The sequence below is a fragment of the Peredibacter starrii genome, assembly GCF_034259205.1.
GTDB lineage: Bacteria > Bdellovibrionota > Bacteriovoracia > Bacteriovoracales > Bacteriovoracaceae > Peredibacter > Peredibacter starrii.
The window spans coordinates 970,610-995,739 of the sequence record NZ_CP139487.1; the positions used below are offsets into that span (position 1 = coordinate 970,610).

Consider the following 25,130-nt stretch of genomic DNA (forward strand, 5'->3'; position numbering starts at 1 on the left):
AGTTTAAGTTCTTAAGAAATCTTAGATAAGAACTTAGTTTCTAAATACCAAGTCATCCATAACAAACACCACAATCAACAATATCCCAAACAGCGCCATGTAGAAATACACCTTTGAAATGATGTGTTCCTTAGTAAGGCTCATAAAAACGATGAGAATAATAAGCGCCTTAAGTGTGGCAAACCCATAAGCAAGTAACTCATTCCCAAATCCCAGCTCAAGATACGACATCGATACTGTCATCGCGAGTAAAGCAAGTAATCCAAAATAAGCTAGATGAACTGACTTATTTTCCATAATTTCGTCCAATGAGATAGAAAAGAGGATAAATAAAGACCCATACTAAATCTACGAAGTGCCAATAGAGTCCAGCATTATGAGGAAGATTTTTTTCCTTTGGATTGTAGTAAAGGAACCAGGCTGCACCCAACAGAAGAATTCCTACAGACACATGGAGAAGGTGTAAAAATGTGAGGAAGCCATAGTAGGTAAAGAAAAGAGTCTCGGCACTTGAAAGGTCTTTGAAGTTTAAAGGAAACTTTCCTTCTTGAGTTAGGTCATAATACTCAAAGCCCTTGATTGAAATAAAAACCACTCCTAAGATCATTGCTAGAATGAGAAACAATCGATTTTTCTTCACATCACTTAAGGCCACAAAATAACTCGAAGTAAGAAGAATTACCGTATTCACAGTTCCATGGATGAAGTGAAGATCATGAGAAGCCATTCGAAACTCATTCAGATTCTGATTCATGGCCACTTGATAGAGGAATATTAAAACCCCAAAGATCATCATCTCAGAAGCGAGGAATATCCACATTCCCATATGATTTTTCATGAAACACCTCCTAGATCAGGCAGGCGCTCATAATCATACACATCAGGAACGGTCGCCGGAAGCTCGTGAAAGTTCTCATGAGGTGGAGGGGATTCCGTCAACCACTCAAGTCCGGCGGCATTCCAATAATTCGCTCCCACAGTTTTCTTATCAAAAAGCGACATCGTTAAATAAACAATCGGGAAGAAGTAACCAATCCCCAAAAGAAAAAGTCCAACTGTTGATACCTGATTGAGATATTCGTAGACCTCTGGATAAGAATGATACCGTCTCGGCATTCCCAGATAACCGAGAATGAATTGCGGGAAGAACGTGAGGTTAAATCCCAAGATAATAATGACGGCCGAAAAGCGCCCCCATTTTTCGTTATAAGTCTTTCCTGAGATTTTAGGCCACCAGAAGTGAATACCTCCAAGAAATCCCATCACCGCTCCTCCCACCATGATGTAATGGAAGTGGGCCACAACAAAGTAGGTGTCGTGCACGTGAAGGTCGATTGCTAGGGAAGCGAGAAAGAGTCCTGTGAGACCACCCACTAAAAAAAGTGAGATAAAGCCCAGGATATAAATCATTGGTGTCCTTAGATAAATCTTGGCGCGATAAAGCGTTGCGGTCCAACTGAACACTTTCACCGCACTAGGAACGGCCACTAAGAAACTTAGGAATGAGAATACGGTATTTGCGAAGGTCGACTGTCCACTCACGAACATATGGTGACCCCATACTAGGAAACCGAACAGAGCAATTGCGAGACTCGAGTAAGCGATAAATTTATAACCAAAGACGCGTCTTCGAGAAAAACAAGAGAGAACCTCACTCACAACTCCCATGGCAGGTAAAATCATGATGTACACCGCAGGATGGGAGTAAAACCAGAAGATATGCTGGAAGAGGAGTGGATCTCCTCCAAGAGCTGGATCAAAAATACCGAGCCCAAATATTCTCTCAAGCCCAATCAGAAGAACGGCGGTAGCTAGAACGGGAGTCGCGAGCACCATTATAATACTTGTGGCATACATGGCCCAGACAAAGAGTGGCATCTTAAACCAATTCATGTCCTTATGACGAAGTTGGTGAATGGTCGCGATGAAGTTCACCCCTGTCATGATGGAAGAAAAACCCGTCACGAAAACCCCAAGTGCAGCCAAAACCACATGGGAATTAGAAAACATGGTGCTGTAGGGAGTATAGAAGGTCCATCCAGTGTCAACCCCACCGTCTATCGTTGCCCACAATGTAAAAAGACCGCCTATCATGAAGACATACCAGCTCATGAGATTCAGACGTGGATAAACCAAGTCTTTAGCACCTATCATGAGGGGTAATAAAAAGTTTCCAAGCACTGATGGAATTGAAGGAACGAGGAAAAAGAAAATCATCACGATGCCGTGAATACTAAAGAGACGGTTGTAAACATCAGGAGAAACAATATTTCCATGAGCGGTAAAGAGCTCAATTCTCATGAGAAGGGCGGCGAAGGCCCCAATAATGAAGAAGAAGGTGATACTGACTAAATAGAGCCATGCGATCTTCTTGTGATCGGTCGTTATGAGCCAACTTAGAACACCACGAGGAGAATCAAAGTAATTTTTCATCAATCTTCCTCATACTTTTAATGTATTGAATAAGAGTGTGCACATCGCTTTCGCTCAGGGTCTCTTTATAAGAAGGCATGACCGCTTCATACCCTTTAACCTTCTCGGTTTGAGGGTAAAGGATTGAGCGACGGAGTTCTTCATCAGTTCGCTGCAAGTTAACTAGACTCGGTGCCAGTGTCGAACCGTCGTGGTGACAGGTAAGACAGTTGTTCTTCACAAATAGGTCTCGTCCAGATGATCCGGTAGGATTATGAATGAGCCGCTCATAATCTTCGTGTTCGATGATATTGATGGAACCCTTCATGAGAGCGTGATCAGTTCCACAGTATTCCGTACAAAAAAGTGGATAAGTCCCAAGTTTTAATGGGTGGATAAACATAGTGGTATAAACTTCGGGCACAAGATCCTGTTTCACTCGAAAATTAGGTAGAAATAGACTGTGGATCACATCTTCTGAAATCATCACAAAGTTAATTTTTTTATCTTTCGGCAGATGAAGATTATTAACTTCTGTAAAACCATTGGGGTGATGAAACTTCCACATCCATTGTTTTGCGTAAACAAAGATTTCGTAGTCGGCTTTTTGTGGTTTTACCTTTTCCTGGTAAAGATCAGTGGCCCGATAAAAGAAATACATAAAGAAACCGAGAGTAAATAGAATAAGCACGGTCTCTAGAGTTCTATTCGTGAGGGCCTTTACTTCATTGGTGACTTTAGAAGCATGATATTTGAAGCAAAATAGGGCGATGATAAAAAGAATAATAACGGTAACGCCACCACAAACCACTGTGATGAACAGCATGTACTGATCAAGGCTCGTTGAGAATGCTGAAACGTCACTTGGCCACTTCATATCGTTTTGCGCCTCAAATAATTAAACCAAAACACCAGAACTCCAACAAAGGCCACACTCAGGAGAGACAGGCCATTAATGACATACACGCCATACTTGGATTTTCTGGGATCGAATTCTGAACAAAACCTCTTGATGTGATCCAATACTGTCGCTTTCGATTCGAAAAGATTCTCACTGATATTTAGATCAGTGATTTTGTTAATGATCTGATTGTTTTCCACGGTATAAAAAGCGATCTCATGAGTGATAACGTCGCTTACTGGATCTCGCTTCATTTCAAAAGGTAAGGCCTTGGCCAATTTTTCGATGCTTTCTTTATCTGTAGTAAGAAAGGTCCAATGATACTTGGCCGATCCCACAATCCGCTTTTTTAATTTAAGAGCGTCTCTTGGACCTTCTTTCTCATCAATGCCAAAGAACACCACATGGGGGTAGTGCTTAAATTGAGCAAGATCCTGGGAAAGATTTTTAACCATGAAGTCACAGATATGCTTACAGTTATAAAAACCCATCACGAGTAAACTTCTCTCTTTTAAATGAGTTGAAAGTGGAGAAGTGACTCCAAACTCATTTGTGACCGGAATGTCGGGTAGCGATGCCCGTGACTCGCTACTTAAGATCGCGCAGATAATAATCAAAGGCGCGATTAATAGGCATTTGAATATAGCCATCTTTCCCCTTGGCCCATGTCTTGAGACTCTTTTTCTGAATCTTTTCAATTTGAAGTCGTTCTTTTCTTAAATAGGGATAACTCTTTCCTTCAATTTCTTTCCGATAGTCCTTCCTCGCATGGTGAAGACCCTTATCCATCTGCCAAACCAGAACATGTGAGAGAGCTAAAAGAATGATGAGAAGGAGAGTGTTGAAATATAATCGACTCATACTCCTCCCTTAATTGATGGCCAAATGAACCAAACCATCTCTAACACCAGGCCCAATAAAGATATCCACATACAAATGTTGATAAGTGTCTCTTTGGCCTTTAATTTTGGAGAGCAGGCGAGAACAATACCTGGCATGAGTTTTAAAATTGGTACCGCTATGAAAAGTACTAACATTGTTCCTTGTGTGCGCACCACGTACCAGGAGACTTCTCGGGGAAGATTGCCCATCCAGACGATCAAAAATTGGCAGAACTCTAAATAAAACCAGAAAAGGCTGATCGCTACATATAAATTCACCAGATCTCTTCTTTCATGTTCGAGAGGTGCAATGGGCGTGAGAAGCATGACGCTCAAAGCTCCCAGAGATCCACTGGCGAGATAAATAAATCCGTAGAGGTTTGAGAACCATTTCGTTTCAAGACTCAAGGCCCAGTCATAAGAGAAGAAAGTCCCAACTACAAAATAGATATAGAGTGAGATCCATGGTTTGGTTCTCAAAAAATGGTATGCGACGAAGAGGGCTGCGATATAGATGACTTGTCTTGCGAGGAGATAGTAAATTGAAAAGTAGGTCGCTTTATGCCCGTGGAAGCCGTCCCAAGGATAGAGATGAGTCGCCATTAAGATAAGTGCGATGAGGGGAATAAACCACAACATGGTGATCCACTTCCAACCAGGGATGAAGCATCTCAAAAACTTTGTCCATTCCCCTTTGAAGTGTCCGGCAACGGCGAGAATAATTCCTCCGCCGAAGAAGGTGCTCATGAGTAAATGAAAGAGGATCAAATAGATCTTCATTTCACTTTCTCCTTGTCCCTCTCATCGAGTTTTTCCATAGGAAAGCGACGAGAAAGTCTTAGCGCTTCAACATAGGCAACCACCATTTGTCTCTCATTAGGAGTGAGCTTTCTTTTAAATGCCGGCATTTTTCCAACGCCATTGGTAATCACATCATAAAGATTAGGAAGTTCCTTTTCATAGAGAGGATCGGATTTCGTTAACCCTCGTCTCACAGGCAGGCTATCTCCACTTCCATCAAGGCCGTGGCATATGGCACAGTTTCGATTATAGAGAGTTTGCCCTACGTAAAGACGTCGCTTGGTAATCCTAAGCGGTTTTACTTCTTCCTTGATCGCAATCGTTCCTTCCACCGGCATCATAGGCCTCTCATGAAACCGAAGTGACGGTTGTACGCGATGGTTATTACAACCACTAATGAAGAGTAAGATTAAAACGCTTGATGGCTTTATCAAGGGTCACCTCCTCAGTTGTGGTAAGAAAGAAATGGCGATCTCGTCTTTCATTAAAATCAGGCAAATCAAAAAGCGAATGATCAAAACGCGGATAGCGATTCAAAATAAAAATAGATGCGAATATTCCGAGAGCTGAAAATAGAATGGTGAGCTCGAAACAAATAATCATAAAAGCGGGCCAGCTGTTGAGTGGTCGCCCTCCCACGTTGATCGGGAAATGATAGACGTTGGAATAATATTGAAGAGCAAATCCTGTAATGAATCCGAGAAATCCACCAATGACAGCATAAACGATCACAAGATTAGTACCTTTTGATCGGAATTTCATGATGTCATCTTCTGGTACAGGAGTGTACGCGCGAAAGGTAAGTCCCTTCGCTTCGATCTGAAGAAGGGCCTCTCTAAATTCTTCATGAGAATCAAATTCGTAAACTAGAAGTCTTCTTTGCATTCTTTAACCTCAGTAATCGGAATAAATGGCAAGAAGCGAATCACAAAAAGCATTCCAAAACCAAAAAGACCAAAGGTACCCAGATAAAGAAGCCAGTCCCAGATTGTTGGAGAGTAATTTCCTGCTCCTGAAGGTAAGTACGAATCCATGAGGCTGGTAATCACGATTACGTATCTCTCCATCCACATGCCAATGAGGACAAAAATGCATACGACGAAAAGAAGTTTTTCGTTTCTTCTGAACTTGGGAATCCAGAGAAGTTGAATGGCGATCGAGTTACAAAACAGCATGGTCCAGAATGCCCAGGCCTTTTCTCCTGTCGCTCGATGAACAAGGTTTACGATCTCGTAATATTCCTCACCAAACCAGGCCATGAAAAACTCGGTGATATAAAAGAAGGTCACGAGAGTACCACTCATAAGTAACAGCTTGGCACTTCGTTCGATATGCCTTTCAGTAATTAGATCTTCGATTTTAAATTTATGTCGAAGAAGAATAAGCATACAGATAACCATGGCAAAACCAGAATAGATGGCGCCGATTACGAAGAAGGGCGGAAAGATGGCCGAGTGCCAGCCAGAAACTCCGGCCGAAGCAAAGTCTAACGACACCACCGTGTGAACCGAAACTACGAGAGGTGTGGCTATCAAAGCAAGTAGGAGACTGGCCTTCTTAAAGATTAGCCACTCGCGTGCCTCACCACTAAAGCCCAAACTTAAAACTCCAAATATGATCTGCTTTGCTTTCGAGTTGGTTTTTTCCCTCGCGATGGCAAAGTCTGGAATGAGACCCACATACCAAAAGATCACTGAGACCGTTAGATAAGTGGTTACGGCAAAAGCGTCCCAAACCAGAGGACTTCGATATTGAGGGATAAGTGTCATGTCGTTTGGATAGGGAAGAAGCCAATAAGCAAACCAAGGTCGACCCATATGAAGCAGAGGAAATATTCCGGCACAAGCGACAGCAAACAAAGTCATTGACTCAGCAAGACGGTTGATTGAGCTTCGCCATTCCTGGCGGGCAAGAAGAAGAACGGCAGAAATAAAAGTTCCTGCGTGTCCAATTCCAACCCACCAGACAAAATTAATAATCGCAAATCCCCATGCCACAGGAATATTAATTCCCCAAACAACTGTTCCTTTTAGAAGTAGGTAAGTGATAGCGATAAGGAGCACCATCAAAAGCAGGAGCATAGGAATGAAGAGTTTAAAAATGAGCGCAGATTTTGTGACCCCGAGTTCACTCAATCTCTCACTTAAATCGTGCATCTCAGGCTTCATAACGAATGACCTTTAAGTAAGAGGTTCGAGGCACGGTTCCTTCATCTTCCAGAAGGTCATAATTATGAGAAAGATTCTTTTTGCGTGTTACTAATGAAGTATCGTCTTTAATATCACCAAAAGTAATTGCTTCAGTTGGACAGGCCACCTGACAGGCCGTTTTACCTTCTCCTTTGATTTGTCTTTGAATACAGAAGGTGCATTTTTCCATCACACCTCTTTCGCGAACACTTACATCAGGATTAAAACCCATATTCCATGGCTTCTTCATGACTGAATAAGCTTTAAAATTAAAGCGTCTCACCTTATAGGGACAATTGTTAGAGCAGTAACGGGTTCCCACACAGCGGTTGTAAATCATTTCATTGAGACCACTATTCCCGTGAACAGTCGCATTTACCGGGCAAACAACTTCACAGGGGGCCTTCTCACAATGCATACATGGAATAGGTTGAAAAACTGCTTGTCCATTATTGAAGTAAGTATCGACTCTTAACCAATGAAGAATTCGGTCCTGTCTAACTTGATCTTCTCCAACAAAAGGAACATTATTTTCAACCTGACATGCGCTCACGCAGCTTTGGCAGCCTATGCAAGTTGTGAGATCAATTGTCATGCCCCATTGAGGACCTTTTTCCTGAATGGGAATTGGATGTTCAGGATAAAGACTTGCGACTTTAATTTTGGGCTCCTTCTCTCCAAGGGGAAGTCGACCATGCTTCACTGGTGAGTGTTTCTCGGGAAGCATCTGAAAACCATGTGTCGAGGCGAGATCAATGTATCCACTAGTCTTCTCAAGAGTAATGGCCTCGTCTTGTTCGAAGGCATAAGCACTGTAGCCACGTTTTTTGGCGACAAATGTTCCATTCTGCTGGCCGTAACCATAAGTTGCAATGATTGTCTCTCTCGCTACACCTGGAAGAACCCACACTGGTCCTTTTATTCCCACTTTCTTAGATTTTACCTTGATGACATCACCCGTTTTTAATTTCATTACCTCTGCATCTTCAGGTGAAATATAAAACGCATTACTCCAGGTAAGTTTTGAAAACGGCTTGGGCAGTTCTTGCATGATGGGATTGTTGGCAAATTCCCCGTATCCAACAGTTGGATCAGGAACTAATTTGATATTGAAGCCATCGGTGAGTTTTCTTTTTGGGAATTGATTTAAAGGGGCGAGGATTGAATTTGTTTCTCCTGCCATCCAACCTTTTTGCAGACCTTCTTCCCAGCGTGATTGATACGTCTCTTTAAGGAGAGTCAAGGGTGTCTTCGTCTCTCCCAAAATTCCTAGCAAAACTTGAGGAAGAGAGAGCGAAGTGTAGATAGGTTCTATCAATGGTTGTTGAATTGTAATGGAACCATCGATTGCCCTTAAGTCCCCCCAGGACTCTAAGGGATGAGACTGAGCAATCTTAATGGTTGCGAGATCATGGCTCTCATTAGGAAATAGGGACAATGAAATCTTCTCTGGAACTCCCTCTATTAAAGAGCGCAAACTTTGGTTCCAATACACTGGATCTGATTCAAGGATAAAGAGAGTTTTAATTTTTTTATTCTTCAGTAACTTAACAAAATCCGCTTCCATATGTGTTTCAGGAACTTCAAAGGCCAAGTACTGGTAATCAACCTTTAACAATTGATTTATGGTTTGCTCAAGATTTTTTGCCTCTGGATCTAAACTGTTATTTAAAAAGACGATGGCCCTTCTTCCTTTGATACGAGAATAGAGCTTCTGCATCCTCTCGTTCATAACAGGATTCCCTGCAATGATATTCATGAGATCAACGGCGTCATTCCATATCTCTTCTCTTGTGATATTTACCCGAGAATCGGCCTTGGCGCCCATGAGAGTAGGTGATGACTCATAAACATAGAGTTCGTTCATCGCCTCTTTGTTGTTGGAAGTGATGGCCCTTTCACGCCTTTTCATAAACTCACGGGACAACTTTATAGCGTCTGGACGATGAAAGAAGGCGTCTTCATCAAACGAAATCACCACATCCTGATTTAATTCTGTAATGAGGTTCCAGGCAGTTTGTTTATAAGGAGACAAGCTTATCCATTTAGATTCGGGGTACTTCTCTTGAATTTTATCAATGAGCTGATTTACAAACGGCGAGTGCTGGGCGGGGAAAATAAAACCAACTTCTTCTCCCTTGCCCCAACGAGAAGTCATATCCTTCATGAGATCAGGGAATTCGCTTAGTTTCTTTTCCTTTCCACGCCACTGAATCTTTTGATTTCTTCCGGGATGATAGAGATCATAAAGTAAGGCCTGTGCCTGGGCAGTCGTAGCTCCGAATGAGTATGGATGATTTTCATTTCCTTCGATCTTAATTGGGCGGCCCTGAAAGCATTTAACCTTGATCCCTTGGCTGAATCCGTTTGAGGAAAATGCACTTGTATAAAACTCATAACTTCTGGTTGAGTACTCTTCAATTTCACGGGGCATGGGAAGGATATTTTGCGCCGGTCGAGTACAATTTGAAAGAAAGGTCATGGTCGAGAATAGACCCATGTACTTTAAGAAGTCCCGACGATCCATATCTGAGAGATGAGCAGGACCTTCAAATTCTTTATTTGGTTCTATCTGTGACATGTATAACAACCTTTAAGATCACGATTGATAACGTCTTCAGCTTTCTCATTTTCATGATAGGTACGGTGACAACTTAGGCACCACTGCATAGTGAAGTCATGGGCCGCAGTCATCTTTGGCATTTGAGTCACGTCACCATGACAAGTTTCACAGCTGATATTTCTTTTTAGGTGCTTCGAGTGATTGAAGTAAACGTGGTTTGCCAGAAGATTAACTCTGTTCCACTTGATGACATCGTTTTTCTGATAAGCACTTCGGACGGGATCAAGATAGGCCGTTGTTTTAAGAACGTCCTGATGACATCCGTAACAGGTTTCAGTTGTAGGGAGATCTGATTGTGGAGATTTTTCTGGCTGTGTATGACAGTAGATGCAATCAATTCCCACATCATGAGTATGAGTTCGATGAGAGAAGGCGAGGGGCTGTTCTTTAAAATGTCCCCTGTCTGTTACGTAAGATGATTGGCCAAAGATAAGAGCAAGACAAACAAATGAACCGAGCAAAACCACTGAAAGAACAATCAGCTGCTTTAAGAGCCTGTTTTTCTCCTTAGAAAGTTTAAACATGGGTTTTGGGCTTTCGGAAAAAAAGAATCAGGACACTTTCTTAAAACAAGCTTTATACGTCAAACTGCGCTGGGTGATTATTTTGCGTATCTTAAATACTTCCATCCCCATAAGATAGCTGCGGCACTGAGAATCAGAGCACTATAGCCAAGATGACGTTGATAGCTCTCTTCCAGTAGGTAAGCCGACACTCTAGTGACAGAAGAAATAAACACCAAACCGGTAACTACAAAAAGTAGTTTTTCATTCTCAAGTTCTTTCTTTTTTGGACCATGCGACTGAAGGACTCGTGTCGCGATTAAAAAACTTAGAAGCGCAATACCATTGATAAAAAATGAGTGAGAAGCATGAATCCCTGCATCAGTCCAAAGGGCGCGTAAGAAAAAGCTTAATGTAATTAGCCAAGCTGAAAACCAAATACACCAAGTAAGAGCGGTTTTATCTTTTGGAGCTAAGTAGAGTTTCCAATAGGTGAATGAGATAACGCCGACAACAACGAGTCTAATCCAGTTTCCAATGTCCTCCTGGGCGAAGTAACTTCCAACGAAGGCCGCAATTAAAAAGAAGAAATGGATTGGAACAGTTTTGAAAATAGGAATCGGTCTTTCATATTGGCTTCTTTGTGCCGCCACGATTTCCACATGTCCCAAAATACCAGGTATCAGTCGACTGCCGACACCCAAAATAATAGCAGCAATAGCACCTTCATAATGAAGTCTCATTAATGCATCCGATTCAATAAAGATGCCTAAGATACTTGAGAGGGCCCAAAGAATAAGGCCTACGAAAATAAAGACAAAGCTGTAAGGTGGATTTTGTTTTCTTTTAGTAATTCGTCTTAATAAAAAAGCAAGAATGGTAATGGGCTGAAGGGCCGAAGCAACTTTAAGACATGCTTCATGTCCCATGTGCCCTGACACCAGAGCAAGCATTACAACCGCAAAGAAGGCACCAACTTCAATGGGCTTTGCTTCTTCCGTTTGAGAAAACTTCGGGACCGCCGTCATAAGAAAGCCACCAATAAAACTTGCAGTAAATCCATTTAGCATCAGCGCACGGTGAAGGAGAACAGGATATTCACCTGAATTAAAGAGCTGAGGTATCCAGAGAAGGATCCCGCAAAGAAAGAGTAGGGTTCCAAGGGGAAAGAAAACTCGGTATGGCTCATTGATGTATTTCATAGTTCTATTCTAAAGCTGAGATCACCTCAAATGCATGACATAAATCAGGATTTCTTTGATTTAGGTCGGGACAATTGGCCTAGTTTATAAGTTCCCACCCTTAAATATTGGAGATACCCTCGCGGAACAATATTGAAATCGTTTTTAAAGGCCGAAAATCTTAATGCTTCCTGATCAACTTCTGGCCGTTCCACCAGTCGTAAGATGGCAATGACTTGAGTACCCTTTGTTTCTTGATCTTCTTCAATCAATTCAAGTGATGCGCCTTGAAGATAATCGTGTTCTAACTTTTGTTTCCTTGAACCATGAGTCTTATCAGCTCGCTTGGGATTGATCTTATATTTAACAATTCTTCCGCCTCTTTGAAAAAAGCCCACTCCGTAATAAGTATTTCCAAAATAGTCTTTGAAGTTAGTGATAAAGGGCGAGATGAGAAGAAGGAGAGGTGAAGAAAAACTTGCAAACAACAGGTCTTGTTCTTTTTGGTCTTGATGGAAACGTATTGAAATACCCAAAGCATCGGGCCATTCTTTCTTTTTCCACCAGCCACTTGAGAATCTTACCAGCGCCTTGTTAGGCAAAACTTTCGAATCAACCTCTGCTCCAAAAACAATGCCTCTTGGGTGGAACATGCGTGATGATCTTAGAAAACTAATGAGCCCTGTAAAAATGCCCAAGATGTAACCATGAATAAGACCCATCTTTTCCATGAATGTCATAGGTTATAACTTAGAGAGAATGCATGGCAGCCGCCAAGTTTAAATCCTTGCTTTGACTCTGGTGCTTTGCTAAATTGCCGCCATGTTAAAGCTTCTTTTTCTATTCATTATCTCTCTGCCGCCGAGTGTTTTTAGTTCGACACTATTAGTTGTAGGTGATTCCCATACAGTTGGCCCATTTGGCCGTAGGTTGGATGAGAATCTTAGAAAAGAGGGACATAAGGTTTCTACTTTTGCTAGTTGCGGATCAATTGCTGGATGGTGGTATACAGGTAAGAAAACAACATGTGGTTACTTATCTATTGATGAGTCCGGCAAATTGAGTGAGGCCACTCAACACACGACCCCACTAATTGAAAACCTTCTTTCTGAAATTCGTCCTGATATCGTTCTTGTGGCATTCGGTTCTAATTATGTGAAGACTCCGAGTGATGAGTTCGTGAAGAAAGACCTTCAAAAACTTCTTACAAGTATCAACGCTTCAGGTGCGAAATGCTTCTGGATTACTCCGCCTGATATGCGATTATATCGGAAAGAAATTCCTCGTATTAAAAAGCTTATTGAAGAAACTGTTCACTGCGCTCTATTCGATAGCGAGACCGTGACAAAGTATCCTGAGACTGGTGGTGACGGAGTTCATTACTGGTCCGCAAAAGGCACACCGATTGCGAAAGCGTGGGCAGATGCTGTTGTACAATCATTAATGACTCGCCCGTAACTCTTATCAAACTGTTTTTTTTCAAGTTCCTCACTTCGCGACTTTGATAGGCATTCAAAAGCGCCTATCTTGTTGCTATCAGGAGTGATAATGGAAAGAGAATTACTAGCTCCGCATAATTTTTCGCAGAATGAAATTTTAAAGCTTCTTTCCACCTCAACTGACGGTCTGTCGGATGAGGAAGTCAAATCCAGAATTGAAGCCTTTGGGCCCAATATATTTCCTGTTGCTCAATCACCGGGAATGATAAAAATATTCTTCAAACAATTCTTGAGCCCACTTATCTATGTGCTTTTTGCAGCTGCCGCATTATCTGTTTTCCTCGGTGATCTAACAGACGCCTTTTTTATATTTATTGTTCTCATTATTAATGCATTGATCGGGACGACTCAAGAGTACAGCGCAGAAAAAAGTGCAGAGGCCCTTAAGCAATTGAGCGCCCAGCATGCTTTGGTGATAAGAAATGGTCAACAAAAAAAATCCTATCTGAAGAGCTGGTCCCCGGCGATATGGTTTTATTAGAGTCAGGCTCAAAAGTTCCCGCCGATCTCAGATTAATCAATTCTCATTCATTAGAAATCGATGAATCTTTATTAACTGGAGAATCTATCTCCATTGGTAAAAATGATGATCTTGTTCTGGATAAAGATGTGGTTTTAGCTGATAGGCTTAATATGGCCTTCACCGGTTCTTTAGTGATGAAGGGAAGGGCCGAAGGAGTTGTGACTTCAACGGGACTTCAAACTGAATTAGGTCGGATTGCAAAAGGATTGGAAGAAGAGAGTCCCGCTCGAGCGCCGCTCATAATTAGAATGGAAGGATTGACCAAAAAAATTTCTTATCTTCTGATTTTCGTCTCCATCGTTTTAGCGTCTTATTTATTGTGGGAAGGTCAGAGTTTAACAAATGTCTTTATATTTGTTGTTGCCCTTGCAGTTTCGGCCATTCCAGAAGGTTTACCTGTCGCTTTAACGGTTGCCTTGTCCATCGCCGCCAAAAAGATGGCCAAGAGGCACGTTGTAGTTAGGAGTTTACCTGCTGTGGAGGCCCTCGGGTCTTGTACTTTTATTGCCACTGATAAAACCGGGACACTAACCATCAATAAGTTGACCATAAAAAAAATACTATTAAGTGAAGGCAGGGATAGCGAAATAAATGAGTTGAATCCTGGAAATGCGAACATCTCTAAAGGGGACTTAAAACTAAAAAAATTTATCGTTGCCTCTATCCTCTGTAATGAGGCCCGACAGGAGGGGGAGAGTTTTTATGGCGATTCCGTCGATGTTGCATTTTTGGTCTTTTCTCGGGAGATGGAAGTTTCTCACGAAGAAGTAAGAAATGAGTTTCAACTTGTTCAAGTCATTCCTTACGAGCCAGTCAATAAATACGCCGCCGTCCTTCATCAGAAAAATGGTGAAGGGTTTATTTCTGTGAAGGGCGCGCTGGAAGTTATATTACCTTGGTGTAGATCCGTTGATCGTTCGAAAATTTTGAGAGATGGTGAACGGTTGGCACGATCCGGACTAAGAGTTCTGGCAGTTGCCCAGAAAAATGTTTCGGACTGTATCATCCCATTGCAAGAACAACTACATGAATTAGATTTTCTAGGAGTTGTTGGAATGATCGATCCTTTAAGACCCGAGGCCTTCGATGCCGTAAAACTTTGTGAGAAAGCAGGTATAGAGGTCGCCATGGTAACGGGTGATCATCCTGAGACTGCTCTCACAATTGCAAATGAACTTGGTCTGACAAAAAGATTTCAGACCGTTGTGACTGGAGAAGATTTAAAGAATGTAAATGATACTTCAAAAAAAAACTTGATATTGTCTTCAAGGGTCTTTGCCCGAGTAGAACCACGTCAGAAGCTGGAAATTGTAAATGCACTCATCCAGAATGGAAAGTTTGTTGCTGTAACCGGTGATGGAGCAAATGATGCTCCTGCTTTAAAGGCGGCTCATGTAGGAATTGCCATGGGGGAAAGCGGAACTGACTTGGCCAAAGAAACTGCAGAACTCATTTTAACGGATGATAGATTTGCCTCCATTGTATCAGGAATCGAAGAAGGAAGAATAGCCTACAATAATGTGAGAAAGGTTGTGTATTTATCTATTTCAACCGGGATCGCTGAAATTTTGCTTTTTATTCTAAGTATGATCTTTAAAACGCCCATGCCATTAACTGCTATTCAATTGTTATGGCTGAATTTAGTCACTAATGGAATTCAAGATGTTGCCCTCGCTTTTGAACCGGGTGAAGGTGATGAATTACAAAGACCGCCTCGAAGACCAAATGAACCTATTTTAAATCGGAGTATGCTTGAAAGAGTGATCATTTCCTCCACTGTCATGGGCGGCGTCTGCTTTTGGCATTTCAATTTTTTCATTAAAAGCGGCCTGGAGCTTGAGTCGGCACGAAATTTAACACTTCTATTATTGGTTTTATTTGAAAACATTATGGTTGGGAATTGTCGTTCTGAAGTCAGATCGGTTTTTACGTTGAAACCGTTACGAAATCCTTTTTTGTTGATTGGAACTTTAGGGGCCCAAATTTTACATATTCTTGCCTTGTACATTCCTGGTTTAAATGATGCCTTAGGTATCAGACCTGTATCATTTGAAAGTTGGTTGTACTTATTGGCAGTCTCATTAACAGTATTGCTCGCGATTGAGACCTATAAATTCTGGAGAAGGTTTTATCCTCTTAAGTCCTAGTCAGGTAAATCAATCTCTACATACAACGGCAAATGATCTGAAAGATTTTTCCAATGACTGTCCGTCAATGCCATTGCTGTAATTGGAGTCAATCCATGCACAAAAAATCTATCAAGAGACAATGTAGGTAAGAATGAAGGGAAGGTCAGAGGATATTTCCCATGAAGGGATTTGAAGACTTCCTTCGCACCCAAATGTTGCTCAATCTTCGGAGATATTTTCTTGTTCCAGTCGTTGAAGTCACCCACTAGAATCCAAGGTATGCCTTCGTCCGGCTTCATATGCTTAATAATCATTTCTGCCTGAAGATCTCGGCCACCTTGCAGAAGATTCAAGTGTGCATTGGCGAGTACAATTTCCTGGCCAGTGGCGGGGATTTGAACTTTCGCCTTCAAAAGCCCTCGATGCTCCATACGATTGGTCGAGATCACGTGATTGGTCCAATCCATGATAGGAAATTTACTTAGAATGGCGTTCCCGTGGTGACCTTCCGGATAGACGGCATTTTTACCGTAAGCAAAATGTGACCACACAGTATCGGCCAGATATTCAAATTGAATGGCGGTCTTCCAATCAGGGATTCGACATTTTTTGTCCTGGTGATCACCCAGTACTTCTTGCAAAAATAGAATGTCAGCATTGGTCTCACGAAGGGCCAGTCGGATTTGCTCCAAAATAAAATCACGATTACCAATCGTGAAGCCTTTGTGAATGTTGTAAGAAAGAACCCTAAGTTTCATTTTTTAAAACCAATATTTAAAGAGGAAGAACAGTCTTGAAAGAGCGCGGTCCCATAGGGGCCTTTGTTTTAATCCTTCAAGGGTAATGTCTTTTTGGTCCACTAAAGAGGAGAGGAAATGTTCCTCTACCAGTTTTTTATTTTCCGGATCTTGTACTACAAGATCCACTTCCAAATCATGAATGAAACTCCGATGATTCAAGTTAGTTGATCCAATCGTCATCCAGTCATCAATAATGTAATTTTTGGCATGGAGTACTGAGTCTGTATACTGATAAACCTTCACGCCTTTATTAATCAAATAAGCATAGTAAAAATATTGAAGCCAACGGAAAAACTCAACATCCGTTCGAGACGATATCAGAATCCGTACATCCACACCTCGACGTGCGGCCTTCCCTAGGGCGCGAATAAGCCTTCTCTTAGGGATGAAATACGGAGTCATAAGCCAAATGCGATTTTGGGACTTATGAATTTTCTGAAGGAAATTTTTATAGAAGTAGCGCTTCATGAAAAGCGTGTGATTCAGTCTGAGAGGCGACTGTCGCCAATTAATATTAAGCGTCCGCTTCAATTGCTTTTTATAACGGAAATAATCTCTCAACTTCCAGTTCTTTTTGAAATTAAGAACTGCAAATCGAACATTATCTCCAGTCACCCTCATCCCCATGTCCTTCCAGGGTTTATCTGTGTGATACTTAGTATGCTCTGCCGTGACATTGAAACTACCGGTGTACATAATGGTGTTATCAATCGTAACGATCTTTCGGTGATTGCGCTTATTCAGTCTCACGAGTCTTACTGACATGATTTGAAGTTTTCGAATAAAGTTCAACTTGCCATAGTAAGGGTGATAGAAGGGGAGAGGATTATACATCTTGACCAGAATGCCTTTCTTCTGAAAGATGCCGTGAAGCTTATCAAAGAACAGGTAACTCCCAACTCCATCAACAATAATTTGAACTTTCACACCACGTTGGTGAGCATTGATAAGATGGGCGACAATCTTTTTTCCCAACATATCATCATTGAAGATATACATCTCCATGGTGATATAGTGTTGGGCCTGATCGATGTCCTTCATGAGACGATCGAAATATTCATCCCCATCAAAAAAAACTTCTTCCGTTTTCCAGTATCGTGACATGGATATCCTTTCGGATTTTCAAATAATTAGTAAAGTAGAGCGTGTCGCTCGGATATGTTTCAGGGCTAAGGTTCTTCCACGAGATTTCGATAAGTTTGCATACATTTCGATTAAACGGAAGAATCATGGCACTGACCAAAGAAGCGTTCCTCAGTATTATTAAATCTGCTGCTGCAAGTGGAGTAAGTGATATTCACCTACGAACAGATGAGAAACCTTGTTTCCGCCTAAGAGGCGATCTGGTTCAAGTGAAGTATGATCCACTCACGAATGACGATCTCAAACTTGTTTGCAGTATCATGATCAAAGATAGTGAGATTTTAAAAGGTCTCGATAAAATTAAGGAACATGACGGATCTTTTTCTGTCCCAGGTGTATGTCGTGTTCGTTACAATCTTATGCGCTACCAAGGCAAGATTGGACTAATTCTTCGTCTTATTTCTGATAAAGTTCCAACGACGGAAGATCTAAAACTTCCGGTTGTGATTAATAAAATTGCAGGTGCTAACGCTGGTCTCGTACTCGTAACGGGTGCCACCGGTTCCGGTAAAAGTTCGACTTTGGCGGCGATGATTAATTTCATTAACAAAACTTCGGCCGTTCACGTCCTGACTCTGGAAGATCCTGTTGAGTATGTGCACACTCCGATTAAGGCCCGCATTACTCAACGTGAGATTGGCCAAGATACTTCTGATTTCAACTCGGCACTTCGCTCGGCCCTTCGACAGGATCCGGACATTATTCTGATTGGTGAGATGCGAGACGCTGAGACAATTTCGATTGCCATTAAGGCCGCGGAAACTGGCCACTTAGTTTTTGGTACAGTTCACACGACTGATGCGCTTAGTACGATTGGACGACTAATTTCGATGTTCCCGCCTGAAGAACAAAACGTTGTAAGAACTCGTCTTGCTGATAACTTACATGCCACTATTTCTCAGCGGCTCCTAAAAACTCAAGACGGTAAAGGGCGTGTTGCTGCTCAGGAAATCATGATCAACAATCCTGGTATCCGTGAGGCGATCATGGAGCCTTCAAAAACCAAAGACATTTACACTTACATTGAAAAAGGTCGTAATACTTCTGGAGCTCAAAGTTTTGACCAACACATTACATCACTCTATAAAGAGGGACGTATTACGTTGGAAGAAGCTAAGGCAAATGCTACGAAGCCAGAAGATTTCGAGAGAAACTTGATGTTTGGTGATTCTCAAGGGGACGACTGATTGATATGATCCTCTAACTGAGGTCATATTATGAATCTTTCTTTCAGGCACTACTACTGGCGCTGGCTTAAAAATCTTGTTTTCCTATTCGTTCTTTTTGCCATCCTCATGACATTGGCGCGAACTACATTCGCTTTATTCTTTGGCGATTGGGACACTTTGATGGCAAACCTCGCTGGAATTAAGCAGGCGATGTTTCTCGGTCTTCGTTATGATCTCATGCCACTTTCCTACATCAATCTTATTCCATTTCTCATTTTAAACGTTGCTTACTTCCTTCCGGGGAAAAAAGTCATTAAGACCACGCGCTTTCTGATGGTGACCACGCTTTGTCTTGGTTACTTCGCTCTTTGCTGGTTATACGTTTGTGATTATGGATTTTACTCTTACTTTCAAGAGCATTTGAATATTCTGTTCTTTGGTTTCTTTGAAGACGATACGCAGGCCCTAATCGTTACTATCTGGAAGAACTATCCGGTTCCTCTTTGGGGGACGATTCTTTTCTTTGTTCATTATGGGCTTTATCGCTTCATTAAATTTCTCTTCTCACCATTTGAGTTTGATCTAAAGGCCAAGAAAAATGATTTCAAAGTCCCAATTACATTACTCATGGGACTTGTCGTGATCGCTTTCTTGGGACGTGGTAATTTTTCTCGTCTGCCGCTTTCAGTAGAAGATTCATTCATTAGCGATAACGAGTTCGTGAATGAGATTGCCCTCAATGGTGCTTTAACGCTAAATCGCGCCATTAAGATTCGCAAAACCTTTGGTAAGGATCAGTACAACTATTTAAAAAACTATGGTTTTGGAACTTGGGAAGATGCTTACAAGGCGGCCTGGAACGTGGCCCCGACTTCCTCAGATATTCAACCAGCATTGACTGTTAAAACTCCTGCCAATCCATTCTTAAAAAAGAATCCACCTCACGTTGTTATGATAGTCATGGAGAGTTTCGGAAGTTACTGGAACGAAAAAGACTCTGAGAATTTCGAACTCTTGGGAGAACTGAAGCAGCATTTTGCCGAAGGTTTACTCTTCAAGAATTTTCTTCCGGCCGAAAATGGCACGATTGGCAGTATTGTTTCGGTAGCGACTTCACAGGTCATCCGTCCAGGTGCTCGCTTTTTATCTGAGTCAGAGTTCATGCAGACCGCACTTAAATCTGCTGGAAATATTCCCTTCAAAGAAAGCGGTTATGAAACTCATTTTGTGTATGGGGGAAAACTAGGTTGGAGAAACCTGGGAAAATACCTCAGCACGCAAAAGTATGATCGCCTTTGGGGTGCCGATGAAATTAAAGAGGCCATGCCTGAACTTAATAATTTTTCTGCCCGTGATCTAGGAAACGAGTGGGGCATTTTTGATGAGTACCTTTATACTTTCATCGACGAACAAATCAGAACCGCAACAAAGCCTCAGTTCTTTTTGATTCTTACGACTTCAAATCATCCACCTTTCGAGTTTCCATCTTCGTATACTCCGAAGACTTTAACTCTTAGTCCGGAAGTAATGGAGACAATTACCGTAGATGAAAATCTCGCGAGTAAAAGATTTCTAGGTTTCCAATACTCTAATCAAAAGACCGGCGAATTCATCACTCGTATCAAAGGATCGGCCGCAGGAGATAAAGTCATTGTGGCCCTGACCGGAGATCATAGCTTCTGGATCGCTAAAGGTGTAGAGCAAGATCAGGAATTCCGTCGTTATGCAGTTCCTTTCTTTATCTCTGTTCCAGAGGCCTATAAACCGGTGAATATCGATTTAACTAAATTTGGCTCTCACGAAGATATTTTCCCGACGCTTTATCATTTAGCTCTCTCTAACCAGAGTTACATAAAGCTTGGTGAAAACCTTTTAAGCGATGAATCTCACGCCATTAACAGCACAGGAATTTTTGCCAACAAAGAGGGCGCTTACCACCACGGAAAATTCTGGAAGTGGAAAGACCTTGATAAGCAAATCCTTGGGCCAGCTGAAGAAACAGAAGCACTTCATGCTCTAAAGCAGCACGGACTTGGACTAATTGGTATTACCGATTCCTATCTTAAGGCAGAAAAGAAGAGTACGCAGCCTGACGGAGGTAATGGTCGGCCATAACGATTTTTGCCATCGCTTCAACCACTGGAACAACCCGCGGAAGAATGCATGGATCGTGTCGACCAGCTTTGGCCTTATCACCAATAGTTGATGGGGCCTTGAAGGCAAGTTTCAAAACAATCTCTTCGCCGTTAGAAATTCCACCTTCCATTCCGGCAAAGTTCTTTGAGTCTTTTGAAATTTCAGATCCAGGCTTAAGTGCCAATTCAAATCCATCTCCAACACTCATTCCAATACAGGCAGGAAGTGAAAGCATAGCTTTGGCAAAGTCAGCTTTAAGTTTATCGAAGACGGGTTCACCTAACCCTGTAGGTGAGCCTTGAATTGAAAGAGCAACGATTCCACCGGCCGATTCACCCTTTGTTTTGCATTCACTTAGGAAGGCAATTACCTCATCTGACATCTTCTTCTCAGGAATGTTGATCTCGCCACGAGAAACCGAATGATCAGCAGGCTTAGAGCTTAGTTTAAATTGTCCTACTTGTTCAATATAAGCGTAGAAAGAGGCCTTCGGAAGAATGAGTCCCGCGAAGTAACCACCAATTACACGAGCAAGAGTTTCACGACCTGAAGCACGTCCGCCACCGCGATGATCACGGTAACCGTATTTCATCATGGTCGTTTTATCCGCGTGTCCTGGGCGATATGAATCTTTTAGAGGTTCATAGTCTGCACTTCGCTGATTGGTATTTCTTACGATAACCGTAATAGGAGTTCCGAGAGTTTTTCCCTCAAACACACCTGAAAGAATTTCAGGAACATCATCTTCTTTACGAGAAGTATGAACCGCATGTTGCCCGGGAGCACGACGAAGAAGTTCTTTTTTAAGATCATCCAGGTTCACAGTAAGACCTGCTGGCATGCCGTCGATAATCACACCAAGTGCTTCACCATGAGACTCACCAAAGGTGGTCACGCGAAACAATTGACCGAAGCTATTGCCACTCATGTTTGATCCTTTTCAAAAATTCTTCCCGAAACTTCTCGAGCGGGTTCTCGGGTAGAGTAGTAAGTTCTTCTACCGAAATATATGTTTCTGGATTAAGGCCACAAGGATTGAGATTTCTTAAAGCAGAGACCATGTTCTTACTATGTTTAATATTGAGGGCCATGCCATGAAAGGTCACAAGCTTTTCAATGGCGATTCCCATTGAAGCAAGTTTTCTCTCTCCATGCCATAGACCTAGATATTTATGCGTGTGATGAACGTCCTTAACACCCCAGTCATTCAAGACCTCAATTGAAAAATCAAAAATCTGATCCATCATATGAGACAGCGAAAGTGTCTGTGGATTAAGTTTCACGATGGGATAGAAAATAAATTGTCCCGGATGGTGAAAGGTCAGACCTCCGCCGCGTTCAATCTGTTGAAGCGGAAAAGGAAGGTTTGGATAGTTCTCTGGTTTAAATTCTACCAGTTCCAGAACTTCACCTTTACGAGGTTTCTGAAGACCACGACCATTAGTCAGAACTTCCGGATGGCTCGTGCAAATGAGAATACGAAGGCCCTGGCCTTCTTGTACTTTTGCTAAAGCGAGACGCTGAAACTTATGGGCCTGAGAGTATTCCCAGTTCCATTTCGTAACAACGATTGTTCTTTCATTAAGAGTGGTAAGGTCACTCTCTTTTAAATCCAAAGATGCTAGTTCAGCGGATGAAAAGAGAGTGTTCATGATTAGGCTTTAGTAGTCTCTACGTAATCCAGGAAGTCTGAAGCTTTATATGAACTTCTGACAAGCGGACCAGAGGCCACGAATTTGAAACCCATTTTAAGGGCCATACGTTTTAGTTCTTCAAACTCTTCAGGAGTGTAGAACTTCTTCACATCAAGGTGACGCTTACTTGGTTGAAGATACTGACCGAAAGTCACGATATCAACTCCATGAGCGCGGATATCTTCTAGCGCTTCTTGGATTTCTGCCCAAGTTTCACCCAGACCCACCATAAGTGAAGTCTTCGTTTGAATGTGCGGATAATTAGTTTTGTAGAACTTAAGACAGTTAAGGGTCTTCTCGTAACCTGCACGTGGATCACGAACCGGGTGAGTAAGACGTTTTACTGTTTCAAGGTTTTGCGCAATCACAAATGGATTCGATTTCGCAAGCTTGTGCATATACTCTTCGATGCCAGCGAAGTCTGGAATCAGAACTTCAACTTTTGTTTCAGGATGATCAAGGTGAACGCGATCAACAACTGCAGCGAAATGTCCTGAACCGTGGTCAGCAACATCATCACGATCCACAGAAGTGATGACAACGTAACGAAGAGACATCATGCCCACCATCTTAGAGGTGTTCTCGATTTCTTCGTGATTGATGAAGCCCTTCGGATTTCCGGTCTTCACGTGACAGAACTTACAAGCACGTGTGCATGTATCTCCAAGGATCATCACAGTTGCAGTACGAGCACTCCAACATTCAGAAATGTTCGGGCACTTCGCTTCTTCGCAAACAGTAGAAAGACCCTTCTCGCGAAGGTTGTTGCGGATATCTTTGAAGTCATCCCCTTGTGGAAGTTTTACTTTCAACCACTCAGGTTTTCTCTGGTATGTGTCTTTATCAAAATATGTTACGGCCATGAGGGATATCTATCACGCCAGAGGCGTATTCGACTAGAGGGAGGGCCATTTTTCATGGTCTTTAAGTGCCTAGAATTACTAGTAAAACTATACCGTTTTTCTTAGAAACAGCCTTTACTCACGATAAGTGGGTTCTCGGTCACAAACATATGCTCGCCCAAGAGGGGATTTGTTGTTTCTTTCCATTGGGCATCGGCGAAGGCAGCACTCTCAGTTTTATAGATGATACAGTCATAAGCTGCGAGGGGATTCTTGGTAAACATGATGATCTTAGAAGCTGCTACTGGGCTGTTGGTGAAGTAGACAATTTTGTTTGCGAAGAGAGAGCTCTTAGTGAAATACACTTGATGGGCGAAGGCGCTTGAAAAAGAAAAGATAAGTACCAACGTAAAAATTGACTTCATAAGAACTCCGATGTTCCGCTTATTATCGGAGATTATGAGACCAACAGGTTTTATTTTGAAATTGATACAGGGCCGTCAAAAAGCTTTACATTAAATCGCTCAATCACGCTCTTGTCCCCGCCATAAGTAATGACTTCCAGGAAGCTACCATTCAGTTTAAGTACGCTGAAAGTGGTGATGAACTGGCGGTAGAAAACGCTATAAGGATTGCGATAGGAAACGACGTTATTGATCCCGCCTGAAGGACCGGCAGTTAGATAGGTGATGCCCGTTTTATGGCTTCTTTCGTACATATGAAGGTGCCCTGAAAGCACCATCTTCACCCCATACTTCTCGAGCATAGGAACAAGTTCATTTCTCAGGCGAGTAGGAATAGTACGAATGTGTTCGAGGTTGGATGAATAAGGCGAGTGGTGCATGGTTACCACGGTCGGCTTCTTCTGCTCTTGGGCAGTTCTGAGTTTCGCCTCAAGCCACTCCCATTGTTCCAGGATTTTAGACTCAGACATCGACTCAAAATTAGAATTCAGCATCAGAACATTGATTCGACCAAGATCCAATTGCATGTAACCCAAATCAGGACTGTGTCCGTTTCTCATATAGGTGAGAAATTCTGGTGGGGCCTTATCCATCGAAGGAGACTCAAAGTATTCGTGATTTCCGACTGCGGCCATGAGATAGGCGCGACGAAGGTAGACATCCACAGTTTTAAAGAAATTTACCCATTCGTTTTCATAACCACCATGCTGAACGATATCGCCCGCATTGATGATGAGACTAAAGGGGTGCATCTTCTGAAACTCAGAAATGGATTTAGAGAGCTCATTGGCACGAATCTGACCTGCATCATTCTTGATCTGAGTATCACTCATAAAACCAAAATAAAGCGGGGATTTCTTGGTGCAAGGAATAGCAACGAGAGCATTATCAACCTCGGTACGATTTTCTGACGAGATCGTATAACGAAGAGGTTTGTCGCAAGTTAAAGTACCGAGATCAATTTTGGTTAACTTTGTGGCCGGAAACAAACTTCTGAAATGTTTCTTTTGATCCTGAAGTCTGATTTCAAGTTCAATTTCTTTGGTCGTCTGAAAGTTAAGTGTGATTTTCCCCTGATCTTCCACGGTCACGTAAGGTGAAATCGTGAAAGTACTTTGAGCGAAAGTGCTCAAAGAAAACATCAAAGGAATAATGGTTTTGGAAAACCTTAACATCCTAAAAGACTAGATTGATTCATGGGGTAATACAAGCCCCCTCGCAAAGAGGGGGCAAGATTATG

26 protein-coding genes are annotated in these 25,130 nt (G+C 42.1%); 5 read left to right on the top strand and 21 right to left on the bottom strand.

The window, feature by feature from the left end:
• Nucleotides 1–33: 33 nt before the first annotated feature.
• The 14 genes from SOO65_RS04815 to SOO65_RS04880 all read right to left on the bottom strand — a co-directional run bounded on the left by SOO65_RS04815 (nucleotide 34) and on the right by SOO65_RS04880 (nucleotide 12,231).
• On the bottom strand, nucleotides 34–297 hold the full coding sequence (locus SOO65_RS04815; RefSeq protein ID WP_321397796.1) for a cytochrome C oxidase subunit IV family protein: 264 nt from the start codon (nucleotides 295–297) through the stop codon (nucleotides 34–36).
• Entirely contained in the window at nucleotides 287–838 is a 552-nt protein-coding gene (locus tag SOO65_RS04820; RefSeq protein ID WP_321397799.1) for a cytochrome c oxidase subunit 3, read from the bottom strand. The genes SOO65_RS04815 and SOO65_RS04820 overlap by 11 nt, the downstream gene beginning before the upstream one ends.
• Entirely contained in the window at nucleotides 835–2,433 is a 1,599-nt protein-coding gene (locus tag SOO65_RS04825) for a cytochrome c oxidase subunit I (protein WP_321397805.1), read from the bottom strand. The genes SOO65_RS04820 and SOO65_RS04825 overlap by 4 nt, the downstream gene beginning before the upstream one ends.
• Nucleotides 2,417–3,289, bottom strand: coding sequence for a c-type cytochrome (locus SOO65_RS04830; RefSeq protein WP_321397807.1), 873 nt, complete (start codon nucleotides 3,287–3,289; stop codon nucleotides 2,417–2,419). The genes SOO65_RS04825 and SOO65_RS04830 overlap by 17 nt, the downstream gene beginning before the upstream one ends.
• Entirely contained in the window at nucleotides 3,286–3,930 is a 645-nt protein-coding gene (locus SOO65_RS04835; RefSeq protein ID WP_321397812.1) for an SCO family protein, read from the bottom strand. Before SOO65_RS04835 ends, SOO65_RS04830 begins: the two co-directional genes overlap by 4 nt.
• A complete protein-coding gene (locus tag SOO65_RS04840) occupies nucleotides 3,902–4,174 on the bottom strand; it encodes a hypothetical protein (RefSeq protein ID WP_321397815.1) in 273 nt (90 codons plus the stop codon). The genes SOO65_RS04835 and SOO65_RS04840 overlap by 29 nt, the downstream gene beginning before the upstream one ends.
• Nucleotides 4,171–4,974, bottom strand: coding sequence for a hypothetical protein (locus SOO65_RS04845; RefSeq protein WP_321397817.1), 804 nt, complete (start codon nucleotides 4,972–4,974; stop codon nucleotides 4,171–4,173). The genes SOO65_RS04840 and SOO65_RS04845 overlap by 4 nt, the downstream gene beginning before the upstream one ends.
• Nucleotides 4,971–5,336 (bottom strand): c-type cytochrome, encoded by a 366-nt coding sequence (locus SOO65_RS04850; protein ID WP_321397820.1) that lies wholly within the window; start codon nucleotides 5,334–5,336, stop codon nucleotides 4,971–4,973. Before SOO65_RS04850 ends, SOO65_RS04845 begins: the two co-directional genes overlap by 4 nt.
• Nucleotides 5,337–5,388: 52 nt before the next feature.
• Nucleotides 5,389–5,880 carry a DUF3341 domain-containing protein gene (locus SOO65_RS04855; RefSeq protein ID WP_321397823.1) on the bottom strand — a complete coding sequence of 164 codons (492 nt, stop codon included), beginning with the start codon at nucleotides 5,878–5,880 and terminating at the stop codon, nucleotides 5,389–5,391.
• Nucleotides 5,862–7,163: an NrfD/PsrC family molybdoenzyme membrane anchor subunit gene (gene nrfD / locus SOO65_RS04860; RefSeq protein ID WP_321397826.1), complete on the bottom strand. Its 1,302-nt coding sequence runs from the start codon at nucleotides 7,161–7,163 to the stop codon at nucleotides 5,862–5,864. The genes SOO65_RS04855 and nrfD overlap by 19 nt, the downstream gene beginning before the upstream one ends.
• On the bottom strand, nucleotides 7,153–9,765 hold the full coding sequence (locus SOO65_RS04865; protein ID WP_321397830.1) for a 4Fe-4S dicluster domain-containing protein: 2,613 nt from the start codon (nucleotides 9,763–9,765) through the stop codon (nucleotides 7,153–7,155). The genes nrfD and SOO65_RS04865 overlap by 11 nt, the downstream gene beginning before the upstream one ends.
• Nucleotides 9,753–10,331 (bottom strand): cytochrome c3 family protein, encoded by a 579-nt coding sequence (locus tag SOO65_RS04870; RefSeq protein WP_321397832.1) that lies wholly within the window; start codon nucleotides 10,329–10,331, stop codon nucleotides 9,753–9,755. Before SOO65_RS04870 ends, SOO65_RS04865 begins: the two co-directional genes overlap by 13 nt.
• 77 nt (nucleotides 10,332–10,408) lie before the next feature.
• Nucleotides 10,409–11,512: an NnrS family protein gene (locus SOO65_RS04875; RefSeq protein ID WP_321397835.1), complete on the bottom strand. Its 1,104-nt coding sequence runs from the start codon at nucleotides 11,510–11,512 to the stop codon at nucleotides 10,409–10,411.
• Nucleotides 11,513–11,556: 44 nt separating this feature from the next.
• Nucleotides 11,557–12,231, bottom strand: a complete 675-nt coding sequence (locus SOO65_RS04880) for a hypothetical protein (protein ID WP_321397838.1) — start codon at nucleotides 12,229–12,231, stop codon at nucleotides 11,557–11,559.
• 82 nt (nucleotides 12,232–12,313) lie between these two features.
• On the opposite strand from SOO65_RS04880, the gene SOO65_RS04885 reads away from it, so the two are divergent.
• From SOO65_RS04885 to SOO65_RS04895, 3 genes are all read left to right on the top strand, one after another.
• Nucleotides 12,314–12,949: an SGNH/GDSL hydrolase family protein gene (locus tag SOO65_RS04885; protein ID WP_321397842.1), complete on the top strand. Its 636-nt coding sequence runs from the start codon at nucleotides 12,314–12,316 to the stop codon at nucleotides 12,947–12,949.
• A gap of 90 nt (nucleotides 12,950–13,039) precedes the next feature.
• Complete coding sequence (locus SOO65_RS04890) at nucleotides 13,040–13,471, top strand: cation-transporting P-type ATPase (RefSeq protein WP_321397845.1); 432 nt, start codon at nucleotides 13,040–13,042, stop codon at nucleotides 13,469–13,471.
• The gene (locus tag SOO65_RS04895; protein ID WP_321397848.1) at nucleotides 13,459–15,660 is read left to right on the top strand and encodes a cation-translocating P-type ATPase; all 2,202 of its coding nucleotides are present in this window, start codon (nucleotides 13,459–13,461) and stop codon (nucleotides 15,658–15,660) included. Before SOO65_RS04890 ends, SOO65_RS04895 begins: the two co-directional genes overlap by 13 nt.
• On the opposite strand, the gene SOO65_RS04900 is transcribed toward SOO65_RS04895, so the two are convergent.
• Both SOO65_RS04900 and SOO65_RS04905 read right to left on the bottom strand, forming a co-directional pair.
• Complete coding sequence (locus SOO65_RS04900) at nucleotides 15,657–16,400, bottom strand: endonuclease/exonuclease/phosphatase family protein (protein ID WP_321397851.1); 744 nt, start codon at nucleotides 16,398–16,400, stop codon at nucleotides 15,657–15,659. The genes SOO65_RS04895 and SOO65_RS04900 overlap by 4 nt on opposite strands.
• A 3-nt stretch (nucleotides 16,401–16,403) precedes the next feature.
• A complete protein-coding gene (locus tag SOO65_RS04905) occupies nucleotides 16,404–17,546 on the bottom strand; it encodes a phospholipase D-like domain-containing protein (RefSeq protein WP_321397854.1) in 1,143 nt (380 codons plus the stop codon).
• Nucleotides 17,547–17,671: 125 nt separating this feature from the next.
• On the opposite strand from SOO65_RS04905, the gene SOO65_RS04910 reads away from it, so the two are divergent.
• Both SOO65_RS04910 and SOO65_RS04915 read left to right on the top strand, forming a co-directional pair.
• Nucleotides 17,672–18,772 (top strand): type IV pilus twitching motility protein PilT, encoded by a 1,101-nt coding sequence (locus tag SOO65_RS04910; protein ID WP_321397858.1) that lies wholly within the window; start codon nucleotides 17,672–17,674, stop codon nucleotides 18,770–18,772.
• A 30-nt stretch (nucleotides 18,773–18,802) separates the two neighbouring features.
• On the top strand, nucleotides 18,803–20,869 hold the full coding sequence (locus tag SOO65_RS04915) for an LTA synthase family protein (RefSeq protein WP_321397860.1): 2,067 nt from the start codon (nucleotides 18,803–18,805) through the stop codon (nucleotides 20,867–20,869).
• On the opposite strand, the gene aroC is transcribed toward SOO65_RS04915, so the two are convergent.
• The 5 genes from aroC to SOO65_RS04940 form a co-directional block, all read right to left on the bottom strand.
• Nucleotides 20,817–21,818, bottom strand: coding sequence for a chorismate synthase (aroC, locus tag SOO65_RS04920; protein WP_321397862.1), 1,002 nt, complete (start codon nucleotides 21,816–21,818; stop codon nucleotides 20,817–20,819). The two genes, SOO65_RS04915 and aroC, sit on opposite strands and share 53 nt — an antisense overlap.
• Nucleotides 21,805–22,542 carry a lipoyl(octanoyl) transferase LipB gene (gene lipB / locus SOO65_RS04925; RefSeq protein WP_321397864.1) on the bottom strand — a complete coding sequence of 246 codons (738 nt, stop codon included), beginning with the start codon at nucleotides 22,540–22,542 and terminating at the stop codon, nucleotides 21,805–21,807. Before lipB ends, aroC begins: the two co-directional genes overlap by 14 nt.
• Nucleotides 22,543–22,544: 2 nt before the next feature.
• Complete coding sequence (gene lipA, locus SOO65_RS04930; protein WP_321397866.1) at nucleotides 22,545–23,447, bottom strand: lipoyl synthase; 903 nt, start codon at nucleotides 23,445–23,447, stop codon at nucleotides 22,545–22,547.
• A gap of 101 nt (nucleotides 23,448–23,548) precedes the next feature.
• Nucleotides 23,549–23,851 carry a hypothetical protein gene (locus SOO65_RS04935; protein ID WP_321397869.1) on the bottom strand — a complete coding sequence of 101 codons (303 nt, stop codon included), beginning with the start codon at nucleotides 23,849–23,851 and terminating at the stop codon, nucleotides 23,549–23,551.
• Between the two features lie 50 nt (nucleotides 23,852–23,901).
• Entirely contained in the window at nucleotides 23,902–25,065 is a 1,164-nt protein-coding gene (locus tag SOO65_RS04940) for a metallophosphoesterase family protein (RefSeq protein ID WP_321397870.1), read from the bottom strand.
• Between the last annotated feature and the right edge of the window lie 65 nt (nucleotides 25,066–25,130).

What these genes read in the sequence shown, in the direction of transcription:
- lipA (WP_321397866.1), bottom strand. Translation starts at nt 23,447, where the DNA reads ATGGCCGTAACATATTTTGATAAAGACACATACCAGAGAAAACCTGAG.
- SOO65_RS04845 (WP_321397817.1), bottom strand. Translation starts at nt 4,974, where the DNA reads ATGAAGATCTATTTGATCCTCTTTCATTTACTCATGAGCACCTTCTTC.
- SOO65_RS04915 (WP_321397860.1), top strand. Translation starts at nt 18,803, where the DNA reads ATGAATCTTTCTTTCAGGCACTACTACTGGCGCTGGCTTAAAAATCTT.
- SOO65_RS04910 (WP_321397858.1), top strand. Translation starts at nt 17,672, where the DNA reads ATGGCACTGACCAAAGAAGCGTTCCTCAGTATTATTAAATCTGCTGCT.
- SOO65_RS04905 (WP_321397854.1), bottom strand. Translation starts at nt 17,546, where the DNA reads ATGTCACGATACTGGAAAACGGAAGAAGTTTTTTTTGATGGGGATGAA.
- SOO65_RS04855 (WP_321397823.1), bottom strand. Translation starts at nt 5,880, where the DNA reads ATGCAAAGAAGACTTCTAGTTTACGAATTTGATTCTCATGAAGAATTT.
- SOO65_RS04880 (WP_321397838.1), bottom strand. Translation starts at nt 12,231, where the DNA reads ATGACATTCATGGAAAAGATGGGTCTTATTCATGGTTACATCTTGGGC.
- aroC (WP_321397862.1), bottom strand. Translation starts at nt 21,818, where the DNA reads ATGAGTGGCAATAGCTTCGGTCAATTGTTTCGCGTGACCACCTTTGGT.
- SOO65_RS04865 (WP_321397830.1), bottom strand. Translation starts at nt 9,765, where the DNA reads ATGTCACAGATAGAACCAAATAAAGAATTTGAAGGTCCTGCTCATCTC.
- SOO65_RS04885 (WP_321397842.1), top strand. Translation starts at nt 12,314, where the DNA reads ATGTTAAAGCTTCTTTTTCTATTCATTATCTCTCTGCCGCCGAGTGTT.
- nrfD (WP_321397826.1), bottom strand. Translation starts at nt 7,163, where the DNA reads ATGAAGCCTGAGATGCACGATTTAAGTGAGAGATTGAGTGAACTCGGG.
- SOO65_RS04940 (WP_321397870.1), bottom strand. Translation starts at nt 25,065, where the DNA reads ATGTTAAGGTTTTCCAAAACCATTATTCCTTTGATGTTTTCTTTGAGC.
- SOO65_RS04890 (WP_321397845.1), top strand. Translation starts at nt 13,040, where the DNA reads ATGGAAAGAGAATTACTAGCTCCGCATAATTTTTCGCAGAATGAAATT.
- SOO65_RS04815 (WP_321397796.1), bottom strand. Translation starts at nt 297, where the DNA reads ATGGAAAATAAGTCAGTTCATCTAGCTTATTTTGGATTACTTGCTTTA.
- SOO65_RS04830 (WP_321397807.1), bottom strand. Translation starts at nt 3,289, where the DNA reads ATGAAGTGGCCAAGTGACGTTTCAGCATTCTCAACGAGCCTTGATCAG.
- SOO65_RS04895 (WP_321397848.1), top strand. Translation starts at nt 13,459, where the DNA reads ATGGTTTTATTAGAGTCAGGCTCAAAAGTTCCCGCCGATCTCAGATTA.
- SOO65_RS04875 (WP_321397835.1), bottom strand. Translation starts at nt 11,512, where the DNA reads ATGAAATACATCAATGAGCCATACCGAGTTTTCTTTCCCCTTGGAACC.
- SOO65_RS04825 (WP_321397805.1), bottom strand. Translation starts at nt 2,433, where the DNA reads ATGAAAAATTACTTTGATTCTCCTCGTGGTGTTCTAAGTTGGCTCATA.
- SOO65_RS04850 (WP_321397820.1), bottom strand. Translation starts at nt 5,336, where the DNA reads ATGATGCCGGTGGAAGGAACGATTGCGATCAAGGAAGAAGTAAAACCG.
- lipB (WP_321397864.1), bottom strand. Translation starts at nt 22,542, where the DNA reads ATGAACACTCTCTTTTCATCCGCTGAACTAGCATCTTTGGATTTAAAA.
- SOO65_RS04900 (WP_321397851.1), bottom strand. Translation starts at nt 16,400, where the DNA reads ATGAAACTTAGGGTTCTTTCTTACAACATTCACAAAGGCTTCACGATT.
- SOO65_RS04870 (WP_321397832.1), bottom strand. Translation starts at nt 10,331, where the DNA reads ATGTTTAAACTTTCTAAGGAGAAAAACAGGCTCTTAAAGCAGCTGATT.
- SOO65_RS04840 (WP_321397815.1), bottom strand. Translation starts at nt 4,174, where the DNA reads ATGAGTCGATTATATTTCAACACTCTCCTTCTCATCATTCTTTTAGCT.
- SOO65_RS04820 (WP_321397799.1), bottom strand. Translation starts at nt 838, where the DNA reads ATGAAAAATCATATGGGAATGTGGATATTCCTCGCTTCTGAGATGATG.
- SOO65_RS04935 (WP_321397869.1), bottom strand. Translation starts at nt 23,851, where the DNA reads ATGAAGTCAATTTTTACGTTGGTACTTATCTTTTCTTTTTCAAGCGCC.